6 protein-coding genes are annotated in these 4795 nt (G+C 73.1%); 1 reads left to right on the forward strand and 5 read right to left on the reverse strand.

Annotated elements, in window-relative coordinates:
- The 5 genes from MXD58_RS20065 to MXD58_RS20085 form a co-directional block, all read right to left on the reverse strand.
- The coding region (locus tag MXD58_RS20065) for an AMP-binding protein (RefSeq protein WP_250609726.1) at positions 1-508 on the reverse strand (508 nt) is incomplete at its 3' end.
- 89 nt (positions 509-597) lie between these two features.
- Positions 598-1431 (reverse strand): maleylpyruvate isomerase N-terminal domain-containing protein, encoded by an 834-nt coding sequence (locus tag MXD58_RS20070; RefSeq protein ID WP_248839259.1) that lies wholly within the window; start codon positions 1429-1431, stop codon positions 598-600.
- Positions 1421-2254: an SDR family oxidoreductase gene (locus tag MXD58_RS20075; protein WP_248839260.1), complete on the reverse strand. Its 834-nt coding sequence runs from the start codon at positions 2252-2254 to the stop codon at positions 1421-1423. The genes MXD58_RS20070 and MXD58_RS20075 overlap by 11 nt, the downstream gene beginning before the upstream one ends.
- On the reverse strand, positions 2254-3003 hold the full coding sequence (locus MXD58_RS20080) for an enoyl-CoA hydratase-related protein (RefSeq protein ID WP_248839261.1): 750 nt from the start codon (positions 3001-3003) through the stop codon (positions 2254-2256). The genes MXD58_RS20075 and MXD58_RS20080 overlap by 1 nt, the downstream gene beginning before the upstream one ends.
- A 43-nt stretch (positions 3004-3046) precedes the next feature.
- Positions 3047-3532: a pyridoxamine 5'-phosphate oxidase family protein gene (locus MXD58_RS20085; protein ID WP_248821310.1), complete on the reverse strand. Its 486-nt coding sequence runs from the start codon at positions 3530-3532 to the stop codon at positions 3047-3049.
- A 152-nt stretch (positions 3533-3684) separates the two neighbouring features.
- Between MXD58_RS20085 and MXD58_RS20090 the strand changes: the two genes are divergently transcribed.
- Positions 3685-4626, forward strand: a complete 942-nt coding sequence (locus MXD58_RS20090; protein WP_250609727.1) for a helix-turn-helix domain-containing protein — start codon at positions 3685-3687, stop codon at positions 4624-4626.
- Positions 4627-4795: the final 169 nt, after the last annotated feature.

Below are 4795 nucleotides of genomic sequence, written 5' to 3' on the forward strand. Positions count from 1 at the left end.
CGGCGTCGGTGTCCGCGGCGAGGCCCGCCGCCGCGGTCAGCTCCGGCACGGTGCCCGTCGCCGGGTCGAGCAGCGCCCGCCAGCCGAGCCCGGTGACGGTGGGGGAGTCGGCGAGACCGAGCCGGGGATCGGTGACGATGCCGACCGCGCCGGTCAGGCCGATCGCGTGCGCCAGCTCGTCCTCGACATAGCGGGTGTTGACGTCGACCGCGACCGCGCCGAGGCGCGCGCAGGCGAACCACACGTGCAGGAAACCAGGGCTGTTGTCGAGGTGGACGATCACGGCGTCGCCGACGCCGACGCCGCGGGCGGCCAGTCCCGCCGCGGTCGCCCGCACCTCCCGGGCGAACCGGGCGTAGGTCCAGGTGTGCGGTTCACCCTCGCGGGGCTCCCAGACCAGGAACGGATGCTCGCCGCGTCGACGGGCCCGGTCCTCCAACAGCGTGGTCACGTCCATGCCCACGAAGGGATGTAACGGGGGAAGCTCGACGCCTGCGATCCGGCCCATCCCGGGCACCTCCATGATCGGTCGATCGGTACGGGTGGCCGGGTCGCCGTGACGCCGTGACGCCGTGACGCCGTGACGCCGTGACGCGGTCAGTAGACGCGGAACTCGTCGAGCACGGCGTCGGCGTAGGCGGCATCGCCGCTGAGCTCGACCCTGCCCTGACGTGGCACCCGGCCGGTGGCCCACTCGATGAAGTCCGCGGCGCTCGTGCGGACGCTCGCCCGGGCAGGTCCGTCGCCGCCCGGTTCGACGCCCTCGGCGTGCGCCAGCACCCGGTGGGTGGAACCGCCCGGCCCGGTGAGCACGAGAAGCAGCGGGTCGGTCAGCAGCTGCGCGAACCGGTCGGTGGTCATCTGCCCGATGCCGCCGATCAGCCAGCCGGTGGCCGACGCGAGCCGTGCGGCGTCGGGCTCGGGCAGGGTGCGCTGGATCGGTCCGCGGGGGGCGAGCACGTCGTGGCGGAGGTGGCAGAGATGGTCGAACACGATCGCGCCGGACACGCTGCCGAACGGATAGCTGCCGGCCGTGCCCAGGCTGACGGGGAAGGCGGCGACCTCGTCGGTCATCTCGCCGAACGTTGTGAGCACCACCGGCAACGAGGACCGCAGCAGGTCGAGCAGTTCCGCGTCCGAGCGCGCGGCCACCTCCCGGGAGTGCGCGTCGACCGCCGCCTCGAACTCCAGGCTGTCGTCCTGCGGGGTGGGCGGCAGCAGCCCGGCCACGCCGCCGACGCTGATGGTGAGGTGCGCGAGCAGCGTGTGCAGCGTCCAGCCGGCGCAGGCCGACGGGGCCTGCAGTTCCTCGGCGCTCAGCGCGCCGAACACGTCGAGCGTCTCGGTGATCGCGGCTTCCAGCGGCGCGGTCACCGACGGCCCCCAGGCGGGCGGGAGCTGCTCGGAACGGGTCCCGTGGCTAGAAGACATAGTCCTCTCCGCTGGCGCGCAGGGTGACGTCGGTGATGGCGACGCCCAGGGGCTGGTCGATGAGACGGACGATCTGCTCGGCGACCTCGGCCGCCTGCAGCGACCAGTAGCGGACGTCGGCGGGGTCGGTCAGCCCGGCGGGCAGCGTGCCGGTGGAGAACTGGCCGATGTGCTCCCCCAGCGCCGGAGCCTTGTGGGCGGCGAGCGCGCGGATGGCGTCGAAGTCGATGATCTCGGTGAACAGGTTGGTACCGAGCACCCCGCTGGGGCGGACCACGGTCACCTTGATCCGACCCTGGCTCTCCACCCGCAGCGCGTTCGACAGGGTGACGACGGCCGCCTTCGTCGCGCCGTACACCGCCGCCCCGGCGACACCCGCGTTGCCGTAGACCGAGGAGAGGTTCACGATGTGCCCGCTGCCCTGGCGGAGCATGTGGTCGTGGACGGCGTAGACGCCGTGCAGCACACCCTTGATGTTGATGTCGATGCAGCGGTCCCAGGCGTCGGCGGCCCGCTCGTGGTCGGCGAGCTGGGCCAACGGCATGATGCCCGCGTTGTTGACCAGCACGTCAACCCGGCCGAGATCGGCGACGACCTGGTCGACGGCGGTGGCGAACGCCGCGCGGTCGCGCACGTCCAGCCCCAGTCCGCGGACCTGGTAGCCGTCCTTCGTGAGGGCCGCGGCCAGCTCCTCGGCGCCCTCGGCGTTGACGTCGAGGGCCACCGGCGTCGCGCCGCCGTGCGCGAGCTGGGTGACGAGTTCCCGGCCGAAGCCGCTCGCGCCGCCGGTGACCAGCACGACCTTGCCGTCGAGATAGCTCATCAGCGGGCCGTCCAGACGGGGGAGCGCCGGCTGAAGAAGGCGTCGATGCCCTCCTGGAAGTCGGCGGTCTTCAACAGGGCCTCGTGGGTGTTGTCGCTGTGTTCCCAGATGGTGCTCTCGTCAGGGGCGACCTCCTGACGGGCGATGGCCAGGGCGGCGCGCACGGCCAGCGGGGCGTTGGCGTTCACCCGCTTGGCCAGGGCCAGCGCGCCGTCGAGGGCGCCGCCGGGCTCGGTGAGGACGTTGACGAAACCAAGCCGCTCGGCGCGTTCGGCGGACAGGTTGTCGCCGGTCGCCAGCAGCTCGAAGGCGATGTTCTGCGGCAGCACCCGGGTGATGCGGAAGGCGCCGCCGAAGTCGGGCATGAGCCCGCGCTTGACCTCGGGCAGGCCGAAGGAGGCCGTGCGGGCTGCGACGACCAGGTCGCAGCACAGCACCAGCTCCACCCCGCCGCCGAGGGCGAGCCCCTCGACCGCCGCGATGAGCGGCTTCGTCCGCGCGCGGTGGATCAGGCCGACGTAACCGCCGCGTGCGGTGGGCTCCCCGGGGCCCGACTTCAGGTCGGCGCCCGCGGAGAACATCCGCGGCCCGCCGGTGAGCACGCCGCACCACAGCTCGGGGTCGTCCTCGAGCTCGTTCATCGCCTGGTCGAGTCCCGCGGTCACCTCCGCGTTGAGCGCGTTGCGCTTCTCCTCGCGGTTGATCCGGACGACGAGGACCCGGCCCTGCCGGCTGGTCTCCACGGTCACCGTGCTGCCACCACCTTTCGCGGCGCGTACCGCCGCGGGAGAACTAGAAAGTGATCTTGCGGTGGTCCCAGGAGGCGACCTTGTCCGGCGTCAGGCGCAGCCAGGCGTGCCGGCCATCGTGGTACATCGAGCCGTCCGGGTTGGCGACGTACTTGCCGGCGAACAGCCGCTCCGGCGTGGCCAGTTCCGGGTTGTCCTCTTTACCGGTGCGCGGGTTCTCGCCGACGGCCTCGAACCGGCCGCGCAGCTCGACGCCGCGCAGCTCGTTGAACTCACCGTCGATGTCGACGACGACCGCGGCCCGCGGGTCCCGGGCGATGTCCGCCCACCGCTGGCTGTTCACGATCGAGTACAGCCACAGCGAGGTGCCGTCCCAGACGTACCAGAGCGGGCTGATGTGCGGCGCGCCGCTGCCGGTGAGGGTGGCGACGCGGCAGGTCCGCGCCTCGGTGAGCAGCGCGTCGACCTCCTCGACCGTGAGGGCGATTTTCCGCCTCCGCTGCTGGGTTTCGATCAGCTCGGGCCGCATGCCGCTCCGCCTTCGTGCGTCGTGGTTGTCCGCGTGTTCGGCGAGCTGTGCGCGTCGCCACGTGGGTCGGGCCCCTGCCCTGATATCGAATAGTCGATACCCTGGTGTCGTTCTTTCGACACCGTATGGTCGCCGCAGAGGAGGGTCAAGCTATGTCGACGGCCGGGCCGACCGCCAGCCGGACCGCCGGGCCGAGCACGACATCGCCGCCCACCGCGCGGGTCCTCGACGTGCTCGAACTGTTGGCGGGCCGGGCCGCCGAGCCGCCGCGACTGCGCGATCTCGTCCGTGAGCTCGGCCTGACCCACGCGACCGCGCACGCGATCATGGCGACGCTCTGCGACCGAGGATGGGCCGTGCGTGACGCGACGACGCGGACGTTCACACTCGGCCCCGCCCTGGGCGTGGCCGCCGCCAGGTCGGCGGCGCGACGCTCCCGCCGGCAGACGGCCGCCGCGGCCGTCGTCCGCGCCTTCGCGAGCGAGTTCGGCTACCCGGCGGGCGTCACCGAACGCCTCGGCGACGAGTTGGTCATCACGACCTTCGACCTGGGCGTCTGCCAGATCGCCGACGTCGCCGCCGGCGACCGGCTGCCCTTCGCCGCGCCCTTCGGCGCCGCCTTCGCCGCCTGGGAGGACGGCGAGGGCCGCCGCGCCTGGCTGCAACGCGGCGCGGTCACCAGCCCCGGGCTCGCCGACCGGCTCGACGCGATGCTCACCGCCACCCGCGAACGCGGCTTCGGCCTCGAGCGCAGCGGCCCCGCGACCTCCCAGGCGGCGCGGCTGATGGCCGCCTTGCGCGGCGACCCGCGGGCGGCGGCCATGCGCCGCACGGTCGACGGGCTGCTCACCGAGATCACCGCCCGCGGATTCGAGACCGACGGCGAGGGCGACGACGAAAGGCGTGCCGTCACCTCCATCGCCGCCCCCGTGTTCGACGCCCACTCCGGCCAGGTAGCGCTGACGGTGTCGATCCACCCGATACGGCCGATGTCCGCAGAGCGGGCCGACGCCCTCGGGCGGCGCCTGCTGGCCGCGACCGCCGCCATCGGCGCCGCCGAACGAACCGCACCGGTCCCGTCACAACCCGCCTAAGGCCGAGTCCGGCCGATCACGTCGGGAGCGCGCGGACACCGGGCCCCCGGAGCTACCGGCAGCTCAACTCAGGTCGGCGACCTTGCGCAGGAGCAGGGCGCGTTCGCGGTCGTTGCGGCACAGCCGGGCCGCCAGCTCCAGCTCGGTGCGGGCCTGCGCGGTGCGGCCG

The organism is Frankia sp. AgKG'84/4 (genome assembly GCF_023242965.2).
In the GTDB taxonomy this organism is placed as follows: domain Bacteria; phylum Actinomycetota; class Actinomycetes; order Frankiales; family Frankiaceae; genus Frankia.

Coding starts and splice junctions, on each gene's coding strand:
- MXD58_RS20070 (WP_248839259.1), bottom strand. CDS start 1,431: ATGTCTTCTAGCCACGGGACCCGTTCCGAGCAGCTCCCGCCCGCCTGG.
- MXD58_RS20075 (WP_248839260.1), bottom strand. CDS start 2,254: ATGAGCTATCTCGACGGCAAGGTCGTGCTGGTCACCGGCGGCGCGAGC.
- MXD58_RS20085 (WP_248821310.1), bottom strand. CDS start 3,532: ATGCGGCCCGAGCTGATCGAAACCCAGCAGCGGAGGCGGAAAATCGCC.
- MXD58_RS20090 (WP_250609727.1), top strand. CDS start 3,685: ATGTCGACGGCCGGGCCGACCGCCAGCCGGACCGCCGGGCCGAGCACG.